The 21,669-nt window shown below is 59.6% G+C and carries 20 protein-coding genes and 1 pseudogene; 15 read left to right on the top strand and 6 right to left on the bottom strand.

Going from position 1 to position 21,669, the window contains the following annotated elements; genetic code table 11:
* Positions 1-6: 6 nt before the first annotated feature.
* The 9 genes and pseudogenes from aphG to F0P97_RS18400 all read left to right on the top strand — a co-directional run bounded on the left by aphG (position 7) and on the right by F0P97_RS18400 (position 7,163).
* A complete protein-coding gene (gene aphG / locus F0P97_RS18435) occupies positions 7-1,044 on the top strand; it encodes a 4-hydroxy-2-oxovalerate aldolase AphG (protein WP_182283435.1) in 1,038 nt (345 codons plus the stop codon).
* A 225-nt stretch (positions 1,045-1,269) separates the two neighbouring features.
* Positions 1,270-1,533, top strand: coding sequence for a hypothetical protein (locus F0P97_RS18430; RefSeq protein ID WP_182283434.1), 264 nt, complete (start codon positions 1,270-1,272; stop codon positions 1,531-1,533).
* Positions 1,534-1,547: 14 nt separating this feature from the next.
* Positions 1,548-1,673 carry a hypothetical protein gene (locus F0P97_RS27845; protein WP_256494151.1) on the top strand — a complete coding sequence of 42 codons (126 nt, stop codon included), beginning with the start codon at positions 1,548-1,550 and terminating at the stop codon, positions 1,671-1,673.
* Between the two features lie 65 nt (positions 1,674-1,738).
* Positions 1,739-2,530: a 2-oxo-3-hexenedioate decarboxylase gene (gene dmpH, locus F0P97_RS18425; RefSeq protein ID WP_182283433.1), complete on the top strand. Its 792-nt coding sequence runs from the start codon at positions 1,739-1,741 to the stop codon at positions 2,528-2,530.
* Positions 2,531-2,737: 207 nt separating this feature from the next.
* Positions 2,738-3,718 (top strand): tripartite tricarboxylate transporter substrate binding protein, encoded by a 981-nt coding sequence (locus F0P97_RS18420; RefSeq protein ID WP_182283432.1) that lies wholly within the window; start codon positions 2,738-2,740, stop codon positions 3,716-3,718.
* A 185-nt stretch (positions 3,719-3,903) separates the two neighbouring features.
* Positions 3,904-4,095 carry a 2-hydroxymuconate tautomerase AphI gene (aphI, locus tag F0P97_RS18415; protein WP_182283431.1) on the top strand — a complete coding sequence of 64 codons (192 nt, stop codon included), beginning with the start codon at positions 3,904-3,906 and terminating at the stop codon, positions 4,093-4,095.
* Positions 4,096-4,675: 580 nt separating this feature from the next.
* Positions 4,676-5,086 (top strand): VOC family protein, encoded by a 411-nt coding sequence (locus F0P97_RS18410; RefSeq protein WP_182283430.1) that lies wholly within the window; start codon positions 4,676-4,678, stop codon positions 5,084-5,086.
* A gap of 457 nt (positions 5,087-5,543) precedes the next feature.
* Positions 5,544-6,769: pseudogene (locus F0P97_RS18405) on the top strand (IS3 family transposase).
* Between the two features lie 85 nt (positions 6,770-6,854).
* Positions 6,855-7,163, top strand: a complete 309-nt coding sequence (locus F0P97_RS18400; RefSeq protein WP_232537988.1) for a hypothetical protein — start codon at positions 6,855-6,857, stop codon at positions 7,161-7,163.
* A 222-nt stretch (positions 7,164-7,385) separates the two neighbouring features.
* Here the strand turns inward: F0P97_RS18400 and F0P97_RS18395 are convergent, their stop codons facing one another.
* Positions 7,386-7,967: a TetR/AcrR family transcriptional regulator gene (locus tag F0P97_RS18395; protein WP_182283429.1), complete on the bottom strand. Its 582-nt coding sequence runs from the start codon at positions 7,965-7,967 to the stop codon at positions 7,386-7,388.
* 97 nt (positions 7,968-8,064) lie between these two features.
* Between F0P97_RS18395 and fabF the strand changes: the two genes are divergently transcribed.
* A complete protein-coding gene (gene fabF, locus F0P97_RS18390; protein ID WP_182283428.1) occupies positions 8,065-9,336 on the top strand; it encodes a beta-ketoacyl-ACP synthase II in 1,272 nt (423 codons plus the stop codon).
* Between the two features lie 237 nt (positions 9,337-9,573).
* On the opposite strand, the gene F0P97_RS18385 is transcribed toward fabF, so the two are convergent.
* A complete protein-coding gene (locus F0P97_RS18385) occupies positions 9,574-10,482 on the bottom strand; it encodes a sulfite exporter TauE/SafE family protein (protein WP_182283427.1) in 909 nt (302 codons plus the stop codon).
* Positions 10,483-10,502: 20 nt separating this feature from the next.
* Here F0P97_RS18385 and F0P97_RS18380 point away from each other — a divergent pair, with 20 nt between their 5' ends.
* The 5 genes from F0P97_RS18380 (at position 10,503) to F0P97_RS18360 (ending at position 17,077) form a co-directional block, all read left to right on the top strand.
* Positions 10,503-11,273 carry an AraC family transcriptional regulator gene (locus F0P97_RS18380; protein WP_182283426.1) on the top strand — a complete coding sequence of 257 codons (771 nt, stop codon included), beginning with the start codon at positions 10,503-10,505 and terminating at the stop codon, positions 11,271-11,273.
* Positions 11,274-11,914: 641 nt separating this feature from the next.
* Positions 11,915-12,412 (top strand): RNA polymerase sigma factor, encoded by a 498-nt coding sequence (locus tag F0P97_RS18375; RefSeq protein WP_034362310.1) that lies wholly within the window; start codon positions 11,915-11,917, stop codon positions 12,410-12,412.
* An 80-nt stretch (positions 12,413-12,492) separates the two neighbouring features.
* A complete protein-coding gene (locus F0P97_RS18370; protein ID WP_182283425.1) occupies positions 12,493-13,653 on the top strand; it encodes a FecR family protein in 1,161 nt (386 codons plus the stop codon).
* 128 nt (positions 13,654-13,781) lie between these two features.
* Positions 13,782-16,196 carry a TonB-dependent siderophore receptor gene (locus F0P97_RS18365; RefSeq protein WP_182283424.1) on the top strand — a complete coding sequence of 805 codons (2,415 nt, stop codon included), beginning with the start codon at positions 13,782-13,784 and terminating at the stop codon, positions 16,194-16,196.
* Positions 16,197-16,621: 425 nt separating this feature from the next.
* Positions 16,622-17,077 (top strand): DUF4198 domain-containing protein, encoded by a 456-nt coding sequence (locus F0P97_RS18360; protein ID WP_232537987.1) that lies wholly within the window; start codon positions 16,622-16,624, stop codon positions 17,075-17,077.
* Between the two features lie 301 nt (positions 17,078-17,378).
* Here the strand turns inward: F0P97_RS18360 and F0P97_RS18355 are convergent, their stop codons facing one another.
* The 4 genes from F0P97_RS18355 to F0P97_RS18340 all read right to left on the bottom strand — a co-directional run bounded on the left by F0P97_RS18355 (position 17,379) and on the right by F0P97_RS18340 (position 21,501).
* Positions 17,379-18,272, bottom strand: coding sequence for a hydroxymethylglutaryl-CoA lyase (locus F0P97_RS18355; protein WP_182283423.1), 894 nt, complete (start codon positions 18,270-18,272; stop codon positions 17,379-17,381).
* A gap of 14 nt (positions 18,273-18,286) precedes the next feature.
* Complete coding sequence (locus F0P97_RS18350) at positions 18,287-19,669, bottom strand: tripartite tricarboxylate transporter permease (protein WP_182283422.1); 1,383 nt, start codon at positions 19,667-19,669, stop codon at positions 18,287-18,289.
* Positions 19,670-19,686: 17 nt separating this feature from the next.
* Positions 19,687-20,130, bottom strand: a complete 444-nt coding sequence (locus F0P97_RS18345; protein WP_182283421.1) for a hypothetical protein — start codon at positions 20,128-20,130, stop codon at positions 19,687-19,689.
* An 81-nt stretch (positions 20,131-20,211) separates the two neighbouring features.
* A complete protein-coding gene (locus F0P97_RS18340; RefSeq protein ID WP_182283420.1) occupies positions 20,212-21,501 on the bottom strand; it encodes a hydroxymethylglutaryl-CoA reductase, degradative in 1,290 nt (429 codons plus the stop codon).
* Positions 21,502-21,669: the final 168 nt, after the last annotated feature.

Here is a 21,669-nt window from a genome sequence, read left to right as displayed (position 1 = left end):
GGCAACATGGAACTCAAAGGCAAGAAGATCACCGTTCACGACATGACGCTGCGTGACGGCATGCACCCCAAGCGCCATCTGATGACGCTGGAGCAGATGAAGAGCGTGGCGCAGGGCCTGGATGGGGCCGGCGTGCCGCTGATCGAGGTCACCCACGGCGACGGCCTGGGCGGAGCCTCGGTGAACTACGGCTTTCCCGCGCACAGCGACGAGGAATACCTGTCCACCGTGATCCCGCTGATGAAGCAGGCCAAGGTCTCGGCCCTGCTGCTGCCCGGCATAGGTACCGTGGAGCACCTGCAGATGGCACATGAACTGGGCGTGTCTACCATCCGCGTAGCCACGCATTGCACCGAGGCCGATGTGAGCGAGCAGCACATCACCGCCGCACGCAAGCTGGGCATGGACACCGTGGGCTTTTTGATGATGGCGCATATGAACAGCGCCGAAGGTCTGGTCAAGCAGGCCAAGCTGATGGAAGGCTATGGCGCCAACTGCGTCTATGTGACCGACTCGGCAGGCTATCTGCTGCCCGACCAGGTCAAGGAACGCATTGCCGCCGTGCGCGCTGCGCTCAAGCCCGAGACTGAGCTGGGCTTTCACGGCCACCACAATCTGGCCATGGGCGTGGCGAATTCCATCGCTGCCGTGGAAGCAGGCGCCAACCGCATTGATGCGGCGGCCGCAGGCCTGGGCGCTGGTGCGGGCAACACCCCCATGGAAGTGCTGGTGGCCGTGTGCGAGCGCATGGGAATTGAGACCGGCGTCGATGTCTGGAAGATCCAGGATGTGGCCGAAGACCTGGTCGTGCCGCTGATGGACTTCCCCATTCGCGTTGACCGCGACGCGCTGACCCTGGGCTATGCGGGTGTGTACGGCAGCTTTTTGCTGTTCGCCAAGCGGGCCGAGAAGAAGTACGGCATTCCGGCTCGTGATCTGCTGGTCGAACTGGGCCGGCGCGGCATGGTCGGCGGCCAGGAAGACATGATCGAAGACACGGCGCTGACCATGGCGCGTGCGCGCGGGATCAAGGTCGCAGCATGAAGCGCCGTGCGCTGCTCAAGGCATCGGCGGCCTGGGGTCTGGCACAGTCCCCCCGGGCCTCTGCGGCCGATGATGGCAGCGCGCTGCGCATTGCCATCATCTCGCCCAACACCGGGGCGCTGGCGGCCTTTGCGCGATGCCGTATCCATGGTCACGGGCGCCCTGCAGCCGCCCATGGTGATCGCATTTCACGCGGCCGCGCGCTAGGTCGGCTACCAGCTACGCATGCTCTCCCTGGCCAAGGCCTTTGCATTTGCGGACACCGTGGGCCAGATAGGTCAGCCGTGTCTTGCACTGACCAACGAAGTCTGGTGGTCGCCGGCCTGGCCTTTCAGCTCGGGCTATACCAGCGCGAGTTCGGCCCAGGCGGCGCGCGAGCAGGAGACGCGCACCGGCAAGCCCAGGGTGCAGACGATGCGCTTTTCCCATGCCATGGTCGATCTGGCCGTGCAGGCCGCGTCAAGGCCAGGATCGTGGTCGGGCCGCTGAGCTTCTCAGGCCGCATGCCCAGCCGCAACGTCTGCTCCACACCCGCCGTGGGCGGTCAATGGCTGAATAACGCACAGGGCTGCAGGGAGCTGGAAGTCGTGGACAACACGCACTCGCCCTTCACTCCCGTCACGGCCTAGCTCACACAGGATCAGACCTGAGCAGGCCTTGCCCGTCCATTCATTTTCAATATTCGGAGCACCACATGGCACTTAACCCCGCAACCATTGAACAACTTGCCGAGCATCTGGAGACCTGCGAGTTGCAGGCCCACGATACCTTGAAGATCACCGACGCCCATCCCGATATGGACTGGGACGATGCCTACGCCATTCAGGCCGCCATCCTGGCTCGCAAGCTGGCGCGCGGCGCGCGCGTGGTGGGCCTCAAGGCCGGGCTGACCTCGCACGCCAAGATGAAGCAAATGGGCGTCACCGACCCGGTGTTCGGCTTTCTGGTGGACTACTTCAGCGTGCCTGATGGCGGCACGGTCAAGACCTCGGAGCTTATCCACCCCAAGGTGGAGCCCGAGATCGCCTTTGTGCTCAAGCATGCGCTCAAAGGGCCTGGCTGCCATATCGGCGCTGTGCTGGCCGCCACCGACTTTGTGATGCCCGGCATCGAGGTCATTGACAGCCGCTACCGCGACTTCAAGTTCGACCTCAAGAGCGTGGTGGCCGACAACACGTCGGCCGCGCGCTTTGTGGTCGGCGGCCAGCCCTTGCGCCCCGACGCCGTGGACCTGCGCACAGTAGGCCTGGTGCTGGAGAAAAACGGTCAGCCCGTGGCCATGGGGGCTGGTGCGGCGGTGCTGGGCCACCCGGCTGCGGCCATCGCCATGCTGGCCAACCACCTGGGCCGGCGTGGCCAGGAAATTCCGGCGGGCAGCCTGATTCTGTCGGGCGGCGCCACCGAGGCCGTGGCCGTGGCCGCTGGCGACCATGTGTGTTTGCGCGTGCAGGGGATGGGCAGCACCTCGATTCAGTTCGCCCCCTAAGTCGCTTCGCACCTTCCCCCTCTTTCTTCGGGGGGCGCTGTCCTCGCTACGGGCCGGCCCTTGCTCGGCCTCCCAGGCCTTAGCCGCGTCAGTTTTAAAGGCCAAGCACCAGGCTTTGAGGGGTTTGGGATTTGAGTCAGAGCTGTCTTGGCGCCTCCAAACGATGCGCACCCTCAAGTTTTTTCAGAACGACAACGGAGACAAGCAATGCAAAGAAGAGAGTTGATGACAGCGGTCGCCATGGCTGCCATGGCCATGGGCCTGCCCGGGCGCGCCCTGGCGCAGGCCGGCTATCCCACGCGCCCGGTGCGCATGATCGTGCCGTTTCCGGCGGGTGGCCCCACGGACGTCATGGGCCGCGCGGCTGCCAAGGCCATGTCCGACAAGCTGGGCCAGCCCTTTGTGGTGGAGAACAAGGCAGGGGCCGGCGGCAATATCGGCACGGACGCCGTGGCCAAGGCCGCAACCGATGGCTACACCATAGGGCTCACAGCCATCAGCAGTCTGGCCATTGCTCCCCACCTGTACAACAGCGTGCCCTTTGATGTGGAGAAGGACTTGCGTCCCATCTCCCTGGTCGGCACCACGCCTTGCGCGCTGGTGATCAACCCGGGGGCGCCGTTCTCCGACCTCAAGGGCATGGTGGCCTATGCCAAGGCCAATCCCGGCAAGGTGAATTACGCGACCTCTGGCATTGGCACCAGCAACCACCTGGCGGCCGAGTTGCTGCAGTCCGTGGCCGGCATCCAACTGACCAATGTGCCCTACAAGGGCTCGAGCCAGATCGTGCCCGATCTGCTGTCGGGCACGGTAATGATGAGCATGGAAAGCTCGCTGGCCACGACCTTGCAGCACATCAAGGCTGGCAAGCTGCGGGTCATTGCCGTGACCTCGCCCCAGCGTTCCAAGGCCTTGCCTGATGTGCCCACGGTGGCCGAGTCGGGTTACCCCGGCTTCGAGGTCGAGACCTGGTTCGGCCTGGTCGCGCCGGCCGCCACGCCCCAGGCCGTGATCACCAAGCTGCACCAGGCTTGGGAGCTCGGTGCCAAGACGGGCGAGGTACAGCAGGCCTTTGACAACATCTCGGGCAATCTGCGCGTCACCACGCCGCAGCAGTTCGCCGACTTCATCCGTGCCGAGAACAAGCGCTGGGGAGACTTGATTCGCAAGTTGGGGATTAAAGCGTAAGTACCCCCTGAACTCCTGCGCGGCCTCCTCCTGTCTCTTTGGGGGTGGGGCTACGTCCCCCTGGTGGGCCAGGGAGGTTTTGGGTGCTGTGCCCCGGGCCTGAGCTTTGCTACCTCATCCTTTTGGATGAGGGGCTGCCCACCAAGCTCAGCGCAATCGATAACTGATGGAAAAAAAGGTGCCAGATGCCATTCGCACAAATCTACATGCTGGAAGGTCGCAGCGAGGAACAGAAAAAGGCGGTGATTGAAAAGGTTACCCAGGCCCTGGTCGAGGCCGTTGGCGCTCCCGCCGCCAATGTGCGGGTCTGGATACACGATGTGCCCAAGGAGAACTGGGGCATTGCCGGCGTCAGTGCCAAAGAGCTGGGACGCTGACGGGGCGGAGGCTCAACCTCTCTTGATTACCTCGGTCTTAAATTCTTCAGCTTAGATCGACCAGAGTCTGTAGATGATTCAAAGCCTCCTATTTCCGCTTCAATAGGATCACTTGGATGTACGGTCCTGGGAAGTCATGGTGCATTCTTCGGCCTGGAACAGCAGAAGGCACTATGGCAATCCGCCTGTATGGCAGCGCCTGAACAACGCCGCGTAGCTGTCGGTGTCAATGTTAGGATGGCCGTTATGGAACGGTGGCCGATAGGTCGCGATAGGGCCAGGAACAGCGGCAATCGCTGTACAGCAGTCGTAGATCAACGAGGCTTGAGCGGCTGCAACGGGGCGATAGCTGCCTTGGAACACTGGCGACTCTGCGACCTGAACGACAGCTAACGCGGTTGGCTGACGCTGGTGCAGCTGGATACGATGTATCAATAACCACTCGCGCCGAAACAGGGAAGCTGTGGTTACCTGGGCAGGAAGACGGCCTCACATCCAGCACGCTGCTCCTAGACGAACTGTTGACGTCGCTCGCCAACGCCTGAAGATTCCCTCTCAACACAGACCTTGAAAGTCTCCAATGTCCAAGAAGATCTTCGTCAACCTGCCCGTCGCTGACCTGCCGAAGGCCAAGTCCTTCTATGAAGCAATCGGCGCCGTCAACAACCCGCAGTTCAGCGACAACACAGCCGCCTGCATGGTCGTCTCCGACAGCATCTACGTGATGCTGCTCACCCATCCGAAGTGGGCCACGTTCACCCAAAAGCCTATCGTCGACGCCCATGCTGCCAGCGAAGTTATGTTGTGCCTGAGCGCCGACGACCGCGCGGCCGTTGACAGCATGATTGAGGCCGTTTCCGCTCATGGAGGCAAGGCGGACGTGAACCCTTTGCAAGACCACGGCTTCATGTATGGCCGCAGCTTCGAGGACGTAGACGGCCACATTTGGGAAATCATGTTCATGGACATGAGCCAGATGCCTCAAGGCTGACGCAACCTCGACCATTGGCAATGCTTGCTTATGGACGTTTTCTGGCTTGCCTGCGCAGCAATGCATGATGCAGGCCGCCTGCTCAGGCCGGTAGCGCCAGTCTGTGGACTCCGCTGACAGCCTGACCTCTCCGGCGGGGATCGCATGCCGGGGTGTCCACTTCCTGGCATATCCGTGTGCTCACGCTATCGGCCAGTAGCGGACCTCCGAGCGCAGCTTTTTACAAGCACCCACTTTCACTGCCTGCAACGACGGGTGCCCGCTTCATCGCTTCAGTTGACGTGAATACGTCAGCAATATCGAATCGAACCTGGAACAGTCAACCACCTTCGTTGACAGGTACTCTTGAGCGCTTTTGGATATATCGTTAACGATGATCGCCCTGGCGTGAGATAGCCCCCTGAATCTCCGGACACGGTCCATCGCTTATCTTCGAGATAGGCATAGGACTGTGCGTATGACTAGGCATACAGAGACGATTGAGGTCATCACCCGAGACCAGCGCAGGCGGCGCTGGTCGGCTGCCGAGAAGGCTGCCTTGGTTCGCAAATCGTATGAACCGGGCATGAGCGTCTCGCTCGTGGCCCGCCAGGAGGGCGTGTCGGCGAGCACTTGGCGGCGATTGGATCGCGAAGGCGCACTGGTGGTCGTGAGCGCCGGCGAAGCGGTTGTGCCGGCTTCGGAGCTGGCCGCAGCTCGCGCCGAGATCGCCAAGCTGCAACGTGTGCTGGGCAAAAGCCCTTGGAGAACCAGATCCTCAAGGAAGCCGTGGAGCTTGCCGCAGCAAAAAAGTGGATTGCGCGCTCGCCCTTGTTGCCTGGGGACGACCGATGAAGTCGGTCTGCTCGGTGCTGAGCGTGGCGCGCTCGAATCTGCATGTGCGACATCACGGCTCTGCCCACTGGCAGGACAGCCGCAGAGGCCGCACTCCGGTCCAGGATGAGCTCTTGCTGGCTGACCTGAGGCGCCACATTGCCGAGTTGCCCAGCTATGGCTATCGCCGCGCCGGTGCGCTGCTCAATCGAGAGCGACGTTCGCAAGGTCAACAGGTGCTGAACCACAAGCGCATCTACCGGGTCATGGCGCAGCATCGACTGCTGTTGCCCAAGGCGCCCAAGCGACGGCGTTCGAGCCGTATTCACAATGGCCAGGTCAGTGTGCCGATGAGCAACATGCGCTGGTGCTCTGACGGCTTTGAGATCAAGTGCGATTCGGGCGAGACGGTCACAGCCACCTTCGCCAAGGACTGCTGCGACCGGGAGATCCTGGCCTGGCGAGCTTGGGAGGGCAAGGGACTTGCGGGAGAGCCTGTGCGCGACATGCTGGTGGAAGCCGTGGAGCGGCGCTTTGGCACGGCTGAAGCCGTGCCCCTGGAGCGTGAATTGGAGTTGCTCACCGACAACGACAGCGCCTACATCGCGCACGAGACGCGTGGCATTGCTAGATCGCTGGGCCTGAAGCCGATCAACACGCCCGTGTGTAGCCCGCAGAGCAACGGCATGGCCGAGAGCTTCGTCAACACCTTCAAGCGCGACTACATACCTGCGTGACGCGCCGACGGTGCTGGCGCAATTGCCGGGTGTGTTCGAGCACTTCAACGAAATCCACCCGCATTCGAGTTTGAAGATGATGTCGCCCAGGGAGTTCCGACGACGGCAGAATCACCCCTCCCATCAGGGCTAGCTTAGCGACAGGACGGTGTCCGGAACTACGGGGGCAAGATCACTATTCCAAGGTAGTGGCGCTCAAGAAGACCCGGCTCTTCAACTTGAACGCCACCGGCTGGGTGGCCGAGAAGGCCGAGGGTTTGGCACTGGTCGATGACTACACGTTGGCGCTGACCAACGACACCGACTTCGGTGTCTCGCTGGCCGTGCTGGACGCAAGCGGCAAGGAGATCGAAGGCTCGGACGTCACCAAATGCATGGTGGATGCCGACGGCAAGATCGTGAACGATGGCAAGTGCGCCAAGGGCGCGGCGAGCCCGCGCTTCACCACCAATGACGTCAACGATCGTGCGCAGCGACTGTGGACCTTCAGGCTCAGCAAGAAGTTGAGCGAATACGGCGCTCTCTGAATGACAGCGGTTGCACAAGCCGCTGTCCGCTGTAGCCCTGGACGCCGTACTGGCGCCAGTCAGCCCGCTCGCAGGGAGGCAGTGTTGACGCGGTGCACAGCGACCTGCGCTGGTGCTTCAACGGTCTGGATATCCAGTGCGCCCCGGGCCAGACCGTGACAGCCGCCACGCTTAAAATTGAGATGCGCATCAGATGTGCGAGCGCATGCCTAATTCGGGCGGCTACGGGGCTAACTGCTCCCGCAAGGTTGCCAATATTTCTTCAGAAAGCGCAGGGTTGCCTGCTGCCGTGGCACGCGCGAGAACCAAGGCACCAACCATGCTGCTGAGGGTCACGATAGTCTGGGTACGTTTGGCTGCATCATCGCCTTGGAGCACGCTCATAAAGCGCTGGATATTGCGTTCCACTCCCTGGGCAAAAACCTCAGACATCTCAGGCCCCGCTCTTGCTGCATCTGCTGCCAATGCCGCAGCGGGGCAGCCTTCTCCGGGGTGATCGCGATGCGTCGCAGAAAGATAGCCATGCACCAGCGCGCGGAGTCTGGTTGCAGGCGCGCCATCCACCTCCGGGGACTCCAATCCGTCTAGCGGCGTGATGGTCCACTCAAATGCACGCAGGCAGGCCTCGCGTGCGAGAGCATCCTTGGACTCGAAGTGCCGGTACAGCCCGCCATGTGTCAAGCCCGCATCGCGTGTGATCTCTGCCACGCCCACGCCATCCAGGCCCTTTTCTCGATAAAGGCGCGCAGCGGCATCCACGATTCCTTCGCGGTTCTCGGCGGCCTGTGCTTTGCTCACTTTCATACGTTAGATGATACTCATCATCAAAACTCATTTATGATTGCGATCATCATCAATAAAATTGGGCTCAGATCCTGGGTTCAATAGCGGAAGGTGCAGCATGGGTCGTCGGGTAGTCATCACCGGTTTGGGCTTGGTCTCTCCTCTAGGGTGCAATGTAGAGCTGGCCTGGCAACGCCTGCTGGCCGGCCAGTCCGGGGTACGCGCCTTGAGCGCCGCAGTGGGTGAAGGCACAGGCGTCTCCATCGCCGGACGGGTGCCTGGCCTGGAGGAAGATCCGCAAGCCGGGTGGAGCCCCGAAGCCGTGATCTCGGCCAAGGAGCTACGCCGCATGGATCGCTTCATCGCGTTTGCATTGGGGGCGGCAGACCAGGCTCTGGCACACGCGCAATGGGCTCATCCAGGCGTCGAGCAACAGGAGCGCGCGGCAACGGTCATCGGCTCCGGCGTGGGCGGTTTCAGCACCATTGTTGAAGCGGTGCGAACCACGGATGGCAAAGGGCCGCAGCGCTTGTCGCCTTTCACCGTACCTGCCTTCCTGGCCAATCTGGCTTCGGGACAGGTGTCGATCAGGCACCAGCTCAAGGGCCCGCTGGGTGCTCCGGTGACGGCTTGTGCTGCCAGCATACAGGCCATTGGCGATGCGGCGCGTCTGATTCGCAATGACGAAGCGGACATGGCGCTCTGCGGTGGCAGCGAAGCCACGATTGACCGAGTTGCGCTCGGCAGCTTTGCTGCGGCAAAAGCAGTGACCACTTTCTGCGGCGGCGATCCCGCGAAGGCTTCCCGACCTTTCGATCAGGCACGGGACGGTTTTGTCATGGCCGAAGGTGCTGGCCTGCTGGTGCTGGAGGCACTGGATCATGCATTGGCGCGCGGCGCCAGGCCACTGGCCGAGGTCGTGGGCTATGGCACCTCTGCCGATGCATACCATGTCACCTCAGGTCCCGAGGATGGATCAGGCGCAGCGCGATCGATGCGCGCCGCGTTGCGACAGGCACAGTTGCACGCTCGTGATGTTCAACACCTGAATGCTCACGCAACCTCCACTCCCGTGGGTGACCGGGGAGAGCTGGCAGCCATTCGTCAAGTGTTTGGAGCAGGCTCCGGCCCCTCCATCACGGCTACCAAATCAGCCGTGGGTCACATGCTGGGAGCTGCAGGCGGAGCTGCTGCGATCTTCACAGTATTGGCCCTGCGCGACCAGATCGCGCCACCCGTGCTCAACCTGGAGCAGCCAGACCCTTTGGCGGACGGCCTGGACCTGATCGCCGGGAGTGCGCGTGCTCATGCAATAGAGCACGCCATGCTCAACGGATTTGGTTTCGGCGGTGTAAATGCGTCGTTGATCCTGAAGCGATTTATCGCCTGAGCCATACCTTTATCAGAGGCCTCATCAGGCCATATCGCACATGCGGCTCTTGGTAGATTCTGCAGGCTTCTCACCCGAACGAATGCCAATGGCCGGTAGTGCGGGTTCTATAGAAGCCTGCGTCAGCAGACGTTCGATGCACGTAGCAAGTCGTCTTAAGACTGCTTCAGAGGCTCTGGCGAAATAGAGCTTTCGTTCACAAGCCGACGTTCGGGATGAAGGCAGAGTAGATCACGGTCATGTTGTCACCATAGCCAAAAGAACTGCGATCAACAGTCCCAAATAGACCTTCGCGTGAACTCGATCTGGAATGCGCCCGATCCAAAGCGATGCTGCACGGATACCAATCCAGGAAGCGGCCACGAGCACAGCAGCAGCTCGTATGTCGATATAGCCGAGGTGCCACTCGCCAAGAGGTAACGGAGATTGAGTGGACAGGACGATGTAAGTCCCTGTTCCTGCCAGTGCGACCGGCAGTGATAGCGGATTCGCCATGGCGGTAGCTCGTGTCATTTCGATTCCACGGCGGCGCATCAGGGGAACGGTCATCACGCTGCCGCCGACCCCCAGCAATGCAGCAACCCACCCGATCACCAGGCCGGACAGTGCATTCGCCAGCGGCCCAGGGCGGTGCTGCTTTGCTGCGGGCTGAGCAAGAAACCCAGGTCTCAACCAGCAGTCCAGAATGGTCAGCACCATATAGGCCGCAAAGACCCAACGCAGCCATTCGCTTTGGACAACGGTTGCCGCAAGTGCGCCAAGTGCGGCCCCCGCGCCAATCGGTCCCAGCAAAGGCCTGACATTCGTCCAATCCACTGTTCCTGCGCGTTGGTGACGCCAAGTTGCCAGAAGCGCACCAAAGACCATCACGCAGGTGGATGTTGCAACGGCAATCTGCATGGCCGACTGCCCCACTGCGCTGTCTGGGGCATTCGATGTAGACAACAAGCGGTACAGCAGTGGAACCACCACGAATCCGCCACCAAAACCAAAGAGAACGGTAGTGACGCCCGTCACACATCCACAGACCGCCAACAACAAATACAAGGACACGGAAAACTCCATTGATGCAGGAGTCGTCACAGTAGATGGCACTGGAGTGGCGCGCTTTCGATGTTTGGTCAACAATATTTGCATTTCGGCCATTCGCTTCTTGCAGTCTCGCTGTGCGCAATCAATCACTGAACTCCCTCGATGCCACGCCTCGCGCCGTTGTGGCCATTGGCACCGACTACGCGCCTGGCACCGTTCTGGATACTCACAGCCACCGCCGAGCACAGTTCCTCTATGGTGCGACCGGATTGATGGAGGTCGGTACTGACGATGGCGCCTGGGTGATCCCTCCCCACTGTGGCGTGTGGATTCCAGCAGGCAAGCCGCACAAGGTGAAGATGGTGGGAGTCAACACTCGAAGCCTGTACATTGAGCCTGACGAGGTACCACGGAGCCAATCGCATTGCGAGGTGCTGGCCGTGTCCCCGCTGCTACGGCAACTGCTTGTCGAAGCCATCGACTTGCCGGCGCTGTATGACGAGTGCGGTCGCGATGGCGTGCTGATGTCGCTTTTGCTGTTGGAGGTCGGCCGCGCTGAAGCACTGCCGTTCTTTGCGCCGCTACCGCGAGATGAACGGCTGGCGACGCTATGCATTGCTTTCCTTCACCAGCCCGACGTGCGCTTGTCGCCACTGGCCTGGGCGCAGCAGCTGCACCAGAGTGAACGCACCTTCAGCCGGTTCTTTCGCTCGCAAACCGGAATATCGTTTTCAGAGTGGAGAAGCCAGGTGTGTCTTCTTTTTGCAATGTCCAAACTGGGGACCGGTGATTCGGTGACATCAGTGGCGCTTCAACTGGGCTATGACAGTCCGGGTGCCTTCTCCACGATGTTTCGCAAGAGGCTCGGGAGTAAGCCGTCAAACTTTATGGCGACAGAGCGGTAATCTGCGTTGATGGCCACGTAGTTCATTCACTACCGACTAGTGAACGTCTGCCTTCAGGAGCCGGTTTTTCAGATCAGTCCAACTTCGTACTTTGCTCTTCTTTGGAGGCACAGCCATCAAGCCGCTGCGCTCTGTACACGCCTCCAGCGTGGATGTGCTCTGTTTGGATCGAGGCATGCAACGGTCTTTTCTTTGATCGTCCACGCAATACCAACGTGTGGTGCGCAGAGGCTGAAAGTTGTGTAGCGACCAGTGGCAGGCTGGGTAAATAAAGGGGCAGAGCGGCTGCTGACATTGGCACCTTGGGAAGCAGTTGAAGCGACACCAGCCTAGCTCCGAGTCTCTGTCGGTTGGCAGTGATCGGCCACTAGCAGCCGCCACCGCAGGTTTCCGAACGGCGGCTTGAGGCGTTTGCTGTCGGTTCTCATCAGGTATGCCAGTCGACATTGAGCCGAACAGGGGTCACGACCGATCAGTACCTGCAGCTCGCATCACATCGGATACGTTTATTGAGAATAAGTCGCATTAGCAACTTATAATTTTTGCCGTGTAGTTGATCGCAACTCTTTGCGCCTGGGCTCCAGGGCTGTCTTATCGCCGCGCACGTTCGACCTCACTCATTGCTACTGGCTTTTTGGATCGTGCTGACCCGCTACTACAGAGACCTGTTGAATTTCTGCATGCGCAAAGTGAGAGACCGCGATACTGCGGCTGACTTGGCGCAGGAAAGCTATGCCCGTGTGCTTTCCATGCAGCAGAAGGGGCAGGTCATTCTTGAGCCGGGTGCATTGCTGAGGCAGGTGGCCTTGCGCGCCAAAATCGATATGGATAGACGGGCTGAGGTGCGCCAGCATCAAAGTATCGATTCATTGGAGGAGCTGGATCAGCCTGCGAGTCCTCTGCATCTGCAGCCCGAGCATGCCTATGCATCGTCTCAGAGCATTCAAGCGTATCTTGACACTATCGAGGGGCTGCCGCCTCGGTGTCGTGATGCCTTCTGCATGTACATCTTCGATGAGTTGCCCAACAAGGAAATTGCAGAGCGGATGGGGGTGTCGCTGAGCATGGTGAATCAGTACATCAGCCGCGGAAAACTTGCTTGTGCTGCGCGCAGAATGGAACTTGATAATGTCGAGTGATCGCAAATTCGCGTGCGTTTTGCGTAGCTGTTTCGCCGAGGGTGAATTTTTGCCCCACCCCGCGCATCCGTATCCCTAAGATGAGTCACTCTTTTGCATCCCAGCGCAATGTGCCAGCCTCCTTTGACGAGGCTGCGGAAGCGCGCGAGCTTGCGGATTTTTTCAGTCGACAGAATCCGGTGGATGTGGCGGCCGTCGAATGGCACTCGCGCTGGGAGCAAGGCTTGAGCGAGAGCGAGCATGAAGCCCTGCGTCAGTGGTTGGCTGAGGATGCTGCACATGACGCGGCATTTCGTCCTCTGACGCAAGACATGGCACTGCTGCGTTCTGCTCCTGCCGACATGGTTGCAAAAGCGCGTTCCTCGTTCAAGCGCGAAGCCATTGCCAGTGGTGGATCTTCTGCGCAGTCTTGCGGGGAGCCCGTGAAGCCGAAGGCGATGGAGGGACGGGCGCGCGCAGGCGCTCTGTTGAACTGGATGCAGCCGCGCTCTGCCTTGGTCGCTGCCTGTTGTGCTGCGGTCTTTGCGGCAGGGATTGGATGGCATCAATGGATGCTGCAGCCGACATTCGAGAGCAGCTATGTTGCGCAGAAGGGGCAGCAAAGGCTCGTCATCTTGCCAGATGGCACCGAGCTCGCCATGGACACTGACACCCAGGCTCAGGTCACCATGTACCGCGACCGCCGAGAAGTGCGGATTGCTGATGGACAAATCATGTTCTCTGTTGCCGCCGATCCCAAGAAACCATTTCATGTTCTCGCAGGGCCTGCGCGTGTCACGGTACTCGGGACACGATTTTCCGTTCGCTATCGCAACCAGGGGGCCGATGCCGGGGCTGTCAATGTTTCGGTGGAGAAGGGCCATGTACGGGTCGCCAACTCCCACAGCACCGCCAGCGCGAAGGCTGATCTGCCTGTCGATTTGCTGGCAGGACAAGGCCTGAGGGTGTCATCCAGTGGGATGCTAGGCCAGGTAGCCAGCGTTTTTCCCGGCAGTGTCGCCCTATGGCGCAAGGGCTTGGTGCGTTTTGATAACACCTCACTGGCTGATGCATTGCTGGAGCTGGAACGCTATGGCCCTACGGGCCTGGAGATCCGCGACCCGGCGGTTGCCGCTCTGACCATCGGCGGCAGCTACCCGATTGATAGACCTGGGGAGTTTGCGCGCATGCTGACCCAGATCCTGCCTGTGAAGCTGGTCAGCATGTCATCGGGGAAGACTGAAATCGTCAGTGCGCATTGAGCACTTCATGCTCAATGCGGCCATTTCGAATTTTTTCGGACTAGGGGTGTATTTCTGGTGATCTGATGCGTCTTAAAGAGTAGTGAGTTTCATTTTCATTCATTACTCGACGTTCGGAATCCCTCTCCATGCGCTTCACGCAGCCTCATTTCCAGCCCGCTCCTCTTGCTTTGGCCGCAGCCCTGGCAGTCCTCTCCCCGATGATTGCGCAGGCGCAACCCGCTGCTGATAGTGCAAAAAGCATCAGTTTCTCGATCACCTCCCAGCCATTGGGGAGCGCACTCAATGAGCTGGCAGCAGCCTCTGGCACCTCGATCGGGTTTGCTCCCGCGTTGGTTGCCGGCAAGACAGCGCGCCCCGTCCATGGAGCACTCACGCTGAAGCAGGCTGTGGAGCAGATGCTGGCTGGAAGCGGTTTGGTCGCCGTGACTCAAGGGGGTGGCCTGATCATCAAGGCCGTCGTGTCAAACGATGATTCCGCATCGCTGGCCACAGTCACGGTGACTGCACAGCTTGAGAGGGACGGCGTTACCGAGGGCACGGGCAGCTACACCCAGACGGGTCCCAGCCGGACGGCAACGGGTCTGAATCTCTCGCTACGCGAGACACCTCAATCCGTGACCGTCATGACGCGTCAGCGCATGGATGACTTCAAGCTGGAGACGCTGACCGATGTGATGGAACAGACACCCGGCATTGCCGTCTACAGGCAGAACAATGCCACTGACTTTCAAGCGCGTGGGGCAAAGGTAAACCTGCAGACCGATGGCATGGCGCAGCTGAGCAGTGGCTGGTACTACCTTACCAGCACCATGTTTTCACTCGACGATATGGCCGAGATCGACCGGATCGAGGTCCTCAAGGGTTCATCCGGTCTGGTTGTCGGCAAGGGCGACTATGGCGCCACGGTGAACATGGTCCGTAAACGCCCGACCCGTGAATTTCAGGCCAGTGTGCGTGCCAATGTGGGAAGCTGGGACACGTATCGAACACAGGCCGATGTGAGCGGTCCACTGAACGAGGCGGGTACGGTACGGGGGCGTCTGGTCGCTTCTGCCATGGACGCAGGGGGATTCCGCGATCATGAAAAGAGCAGCAGCAAGATGCTGTTCGGGGCACTCGAAGCGGACATCACTCCCGGCACGGTCCTCAACCTAGGTATGACTTATCGCGAACGCGATGCACAAGGCATCGGCACTACGCAGCCGATCCAGCGCTACACGCGGACAGGTGGTGAGGTGGCGTGGATGCCGCGCTCTTTCAACACCGGTGCCCCCTGGGGCGGATATTCCCAGAAAGGTCTCAATCTCTTCGGCAGTCTTGAGCAACGTCTGGTGGATGACTGGACAGCCACGCTCAAGTTTTCACATCAGAACGTATCCATGGACGATATGAAGGCTGGCTACTTCTACGACCAGGACCGCGCAAGCTTCGGCCGGTGGCGCAACATGGAAACCGATAACTGGAGCATCAATCTGGATGTGAAGGGGTCATTCGAGCTGTTGGGCCGCTCGCATGAAATTCTGGCCGGCGCAGGCGTATCGCGCTTTCACAGCAATGTGCAACTGCCGCTGAATGCATTGAATCTGGTGCCGCTCGGCAATCTCGGTATCAACATGGCACAGGGTGGGGCGGTGCTGCCTCAGCCCGATTTCAGTGTCTTGAACTACGGCAACAACAAATTCAGTCAGAAGCAGCGTTATGCCTATGCTGCAGGGCGCTTCCGGGTGGCTGATCCTCTGCAGTTGATCACGGGGTTGCGCGTTACACGGTTTGAAGAGCGTGACATCACACCCTACTGGTGGAACTATGACATGAAGGAAAACGGCGTGATCACCCCATATGCCGGGTTGGTCTACGAGGTGCAGCCGAACGTGTCGTTGTACGCAAGCTATGCCAACATTTTCCAGCCGCAGACGGCTCAGGATGCGCGGGGTGCAACGCTGGCACCGGAGAAGGGCAACACTTATGAGGTCGGCGCCAAGGCCGAGTTTTTCGACAAGCGCTTGAATGCCAGCATCGCTCACTTCTGGATGAAGACGGAAAACACCGCAGAGGAAAGTGGTGATCTCACTCCTGCGGGCAACACGGCCTACCGTGCGGTCTCGTCTGCAACGCGGCGTGGCTGGGAACTGGAGTTGGCGGGCGAACTCGCGCGCGGATGGCAAGCGCAGGGCAGTCTGGTGCAGCAAAGCAGCTCGCTCACCAGCGCCAGTCAATATCCGAAGTACCAGTTCAAGCTAGGCACGACCTATCGCTTTGATCAAGGCTCGTTGCGGGGACTTACTGTGGGTGCGGCCACACGCTGGCAGGGCAAGACCTCGATGAGCAATAGCGCTGCCACTTTGTCGCAGGGGGGTTATGCGGTGCTAGATCTGATGGCGCGCTATCAGGTCGATAGGCACCTGTCGTTCAGCCTGAACGTGAACAATGCACTGGACAAGAAGTACATGGCCGGGCTCACCAACTTTACCGCGGCAGGCTTGTTCTACACCTGGGGTGCTCCGCGCAGCGTCAATGTCGGAATGCGTTATGACTTCTGAATGCCTATATTCAAAGTTGAATGTTGGTACTTCGCTGCCTTGGGACTCGCAATGGTGGACCTCCACTGATTATGGGTAAGGCGGATAGAAACCCCGCGCTGACAGGCAACAAGCTTGCCCAGCCTTTGTTATGTGCTGTTCGACGCAGGGCCTGGACTGCAGGCCCTGCGTCGAACAGGAAGAAATCCAAAAGGCGCCAAGACGCCGAGCGCATTGGATACAACCTTGAAGATGAGGATCGCCGAGTGCAATTGCTTCCTGTATTTCATCGAATGGCTTTGTGCCTGCTAGTCAGTGGCCTGTGGTGCTCACAGGCGCAAGCGGGGTATCTCTGGGTACAGCCCGATGGGATGGAGGTCCGAGCCTACGTAGGAGAGTTGCACAGACCTTTAGACAAGTTGCCTGGATTGCTGGAGCCCAAGGCAATGCAAGCTGATGGCAAATCATTGCCAATTCAGACTGCGGTCAACCATATTGCTGCTCCCAAGCCCTTCAGCGATCTGCGCTTCTCCGCAACCGGGTTCGATGATGGAGTTCTTATCTACTATCAAGCTCGCTACGGTCGCCAGGACATTCAGGCTAGAAACGACTTGGAGCTGGTTCCGACCCACCCTGACGGAAACACCTTTCGATTGATATTCAAGGGACGAGCTGTTGCTGCGAGTCAAGTGAATATCGAAACGGGGGAAGGGTGGCGCCGTTCACTGACCCCGTCAAAGGACGGTACGGTTAGCTTCACGCCGTCTTTCCCTGGCCTGTATGTGCTTGAGGTATCGGCTCGTGTCAATGATGCAGTGGTTACTGTGGGCGGTAAAAAATATAACGATGTACGCTATACCGCGACGCTCAGTTTTACTGTCCCTCAGCAAGAGGGGAGGTGAGCTGTCTGGCGCTGGAAGCGCACCGCAATCGACTCTGTTGACGAGTATGAGCCAGTCATCGCGATAATTGAGGTGAAAGATAGCCAGGAGCAGTCCTTGAAGGCCTTCTCTCTGGTGAGTGCGTCTGGTGGGTTGAGACAGTTCATATCAGAGACACCAACGGCTGCTGCATCGCATTGCAGACTTGCGTGTAGAAGTCGGGACTTGTTCTGACAGCGGGCGTTGACGCCTTCAAGGAAAAGGCCGAGAGACTTGAGATCTCAAGGCCTTTTTGCGCTGGTGTTTATGTAGAGCGCAGGTTTCAGTGCCGCACCACTTGCTGGCCATGCAAATCGCTCAACACTTGCCGGATATAGCGACCTGCGGCTTGAACCCTGGACATATCTACACCGGTTTCATAGCCCATGGCATGCAAGGCATGGACCAGCTTTTCGGTGGCCAGATTGCCTGAGGCTCCCTGGGCATAGGGGCAGCCGCCCAGGCCCGCCACAGAGCTGTCGAAAATGCGCAGTCCCATCTCCAGCGAAGTGCAGACATTGGCTTCCGCCATACCATAGGTATCGTGAAAATGGCCCGCCAGGCGCGCGCCGGGAAGGTCCCTGAGGCAGACTTCCAGCAGCTTGCGTGTGGACTTGGGCGAACCGCGGCCAATCGTATCGCCCAGAGAAATCTCATGGCACCCCATGGCCAGAAGCTCTTGCGCAACCTGCAAGACTGCCTCTGCAGCAACATCGCCCTCATAGGGACAGCCCAACACGCAGGACACATAGCCACGCACGGGGACTCCTGCCTCCAGCGCCTTCTGCACCACAGGTCTGAAGCGATCCAGACTCTGCGCAATGCTGCAATTGATATTGCGTTGCGAGAAGGTTTCCGAAGCCGCACCAAAGACCGCCGCCTCGTCACAGCGAGCAGTCAGAGCAGCTTCCAGTCCTTGCAGATTGGGCGTCAATGCGCTGTAGCGAACTCCAGGGCTACGTTCGATCAAGGCCATCACTTCGGCGCTGCCGGCCATTTGCGGCACCCATCTGGGCGACACAAACGACGCTGCCTCGATAAAGCGCAGGCCTGCGCTGCTGAGCTGGTTGATCAGCTCGATCTTGGCATTCAATGGTACAGGCAGCTTTTCGTTTTGCAGGCCGTCGCGTGGCCCGACTTCCACGATCTTGACCTGGCGCTCTGATGCATTCGACATTGCTGTCCTCGCTTTCAGAACAGCTTGAGCAGAGCAGGAACGCTGAGCACGGCTGTGTAATAGCCCATGAACTGCACGCCGGTATTGAAGCCGAAGGTACGGGAGAGCAAGCCACCCATGAGGCCCATGGTCAAGATTACCAGCAGACCCAGCAGGCCGCCTTCCCAGACGCTGATCACGATGATCAGGCCGACAAAGGTGGCAATGATGGCTTCGTGGCTGACTTTGCGCGAGACAAACATTGCAGCACGGCGCGCGTAGTTCATCGCAAACGGATAGGACACCACTGCGGCAAGCAACACAGACAACAAGCCGTAGCCCAGAAACTCCCAGTGGCTCAGCAGGTTGTGCAGATTGTGGGTCTGGCCCGTAGCCGCATCCACCGTGAAGCGTGGAGGTGCATTGAACAACGGTGCGGCAGGGCCGGCAGCCACAGGACTCAGGGGCAAACCGAAGGCGATCAGCGGGATCAGCGTTTCAGCAATGTAGGTGGCTTCCGTCACGCCGTTCCGAGCGCTGAGCACCGTGGTCAGGCGGTGATAGGCGTGTTTGATGCGAGAGCCCACCAACTCGCCCAGCACCACGGTCATGGCCACAGGGCTGAATACAAAAGTTGCGCTGGAAATGGCGGCAGTCGTCAACGTCCAACGGGTCTGGGTTCGATCCAGAACCTTGAGAGGGTTGGGGAAATATCCCGACCAACCCTTGACATCAGGAGCCAGGTTGAACTGGCGAACCTTGTCGCGCAACATGCTCTTGCGGCCTGCGGGCGCCATGACGGTAAAGAGATCGGCGACCAGAGGTCCAATGGCGATACCCAGGAAGTAGCTGATGCTGAGCTTGGTGTCGTACTTTGCCGTCAGTGCCTGCAGAGCCAGAATCACCATCACAAAGGGCACGAGCAAAGCAATTGCACCCCAGCGGCCTTTGGAGAAATAAGCAATCAGCACGGCTGCGGCCAGAAAAATCCAGGGTGCAGTCTTGGTAATGGTTGAGCCGAATGGAGCCAGCATCACGGCAAACAGCACCGCCAGCGGCACGGCGACAAAGGCCGCTACAATGGCTCCCGAGACCATTTTGCGCAAGGCAATATGCGGCACGCCAAGTTTGCGCAGCAAGTCTGCATCCTGCAGCAAAGGCGTGGCGAGTGTATCTCCGGGAATGCCCAGCAGCGCTGTCGGAACGGCATGGGTCATGTGCTTGGCAACGGCACCAGCCAGAAAGAAGGTAAAGACGCCTGCCGGCGGAACGCCGAGCAACACGACAAGCAGGGTGAGTGGTGCCAGTGTCGTGGTTTCGTCGGTGCCGGAAACCAGTCCGATTGCAGCAAAGACGATGGCGCCGATCAGGCCCATGCCCGCGGCGACGCCGATTTGTTCAATGAGTTGAGGATCCATGCCGTGTACTCCTTGGGTTATTGGCCATCACGGCTTGGGGTTGCATTGGGCGTGACGAAAAGCTCGTAGAGCTTGAGTTCCTTGAGCTCCTGAATCACGACTTGGGGCAGGTCAGACACCGAACCCAGACCACCGGGCTGCTGCTCCAGCTCACGCAGCACCTCGGCGCGCCATTCAGGGTTGCTGGAGATGTCTTCTTCGGTCACCACACGTTTGGGAGGGAAGATGCGGGCGCAAATAACGCCAGCCAGAACACAGCCGGCCAGGCCGGCGAGCATGGCGTAGGCATGAGCCAGCTGTTTGGACTCGACCACCGAGCTCAGCCAGCGGCTGGCTGCAAAAAATCCGAGCACGCTGATGCCGATGCCAATCAGGATGGACCAGCTCAGGTGCTTGAGGTCGACGGTATCGCCCCAGACCTCAGCGAGTTGCCTGTGCGAGGCTTGCTTGTCGGAACTCATAGCCTTGTCTCCTTGCTTGTTGTTGTTCCCGTTTCGGGTAAAAAAGCCTCGCCCGGATGTGCCTGGCGAGGCTGAGGATGCTTAGTGCTGGGCGCGAATTTCTTGCAGCACTTCCAGTGCGCGATCGGTGCGCACGTCATGCTCGGCAGCCAGGCGCTTGGCGACGATCTCTACTTCTTCACCAACGGCACCTGCGACCAGCGCAATATTGCGAGCGTGAAGTGCCATATGGCCACGCTGAATGCCTTCGGTGGCCAGCGCGCGCAAAGCACCCAGGTTCTGGGCCAGACCCACGGCGGCGGCAATCTCGCCCAGTTCCTGGGCGGACTTCACCTCCATGATCTTGAGTGCCAGGCGCGCCAGCGGATGGGTCTTGGTGGCCCCACCCACCAAGCCCACGGGCATGGGCAGTTCGATGGTTCCCACCAAAGCACCGGCATTGTCTTTTTCCCAGTGCGTCAGCGAGGTGTATTGGCCGTTGCGGCTGGCATAGGCATGGGCACCGGCTTCGACCGCGCGCCAATCGTTGCCTGTAGCGACGATGACGGGGTCGATGCCATTCATGATGCCCTTGTTGTGGGTAGCGGCGCGGTAGGGGTCAATGGCTGCGAAAGTGTAGGCGTCGAGCACGCCTTCAATAATTGCTTCGCCGCTGCGCTCTTTTGTGGCCAAGGTTTGTGGTGTCAGGCGTACACGAGCACGGGCCAGGCGCAGATCTGCCAGGTTCGAGAGAATGCGCAGGCGTACCGAGCCACCGGTAATCTTTTCCACCAATGGCGAGACCGATTCAGCCATGGTGTTCACGGTGTTGGCACCCATGGCATCGCGCACGTCCACGATCAAGTGCATCACGACCATAGGGCCGCGTGGAGAATCAGGGAAGACATGGATTTCGATGTCCTTGCAGCCGCCGCCCAGGCTGATCAGCACCTTGTCTCGACTATTGGCTTGCGCGAGGATCTCATCGCGAGCCTTGAACAAGGCCAGTCTTGCACCATAGGGGTCGCTGATGCCGACGATTTGCACCTGCGCACGCATCAGCGGCAAGGTACTCGACGTTTCAAAGCCTCCGTCTTCACGGGCCAGCTTGGCCATAAAGGAAGCAGCAGCAATGATGGAGGGCTCTTCCACTGCGAGCGGAATCAGCACATCGCGGCCGTTGATGCGGAAGTTGCCTGCGACGCCCATGGGTAGCTCGAACGTGCCCACCACATTTTCGATCATGCCGTCAGCCAAGGTGGCGGGCAGGGCGCCCGCTTGGGTCAGTAGATTGCGTTCTTCGGCGCTGAGATTGCACGCGGTGGCGACATGCTCCCAGCGCTGTGCGGGGGTGAGAGCTCGGAAATTGGGAAGACGCGAATCGACGGCCATGAAAACTCCTACAGATCCAAATCTGGATATCAATACAAGGGGACGGTTGGCCGAGAATTTATTCAAACTGTACCTTTTAATACAGGTACAGTTTGCAAGAACAGTACTACCACAATGCAGCATTGGACCCATCTGCATACATACTGGCAACTCACGATCTAGGAGACT

Origin of the sequence: Comamonas testosteroni (genome assembly GCF_014076415.1) — a bacterium.
GTDB lineage: Bacteria > Pseudomonadota > Gammaproteobacteria > Burkholderiales > Burkholderiaceae_C > Comamonas > Comamonas testosteroni_F.
Note: the sequence above shows the minus strand (reverse complement) of the source record. Positions and strands in the feature narration are given on the sequence as shown.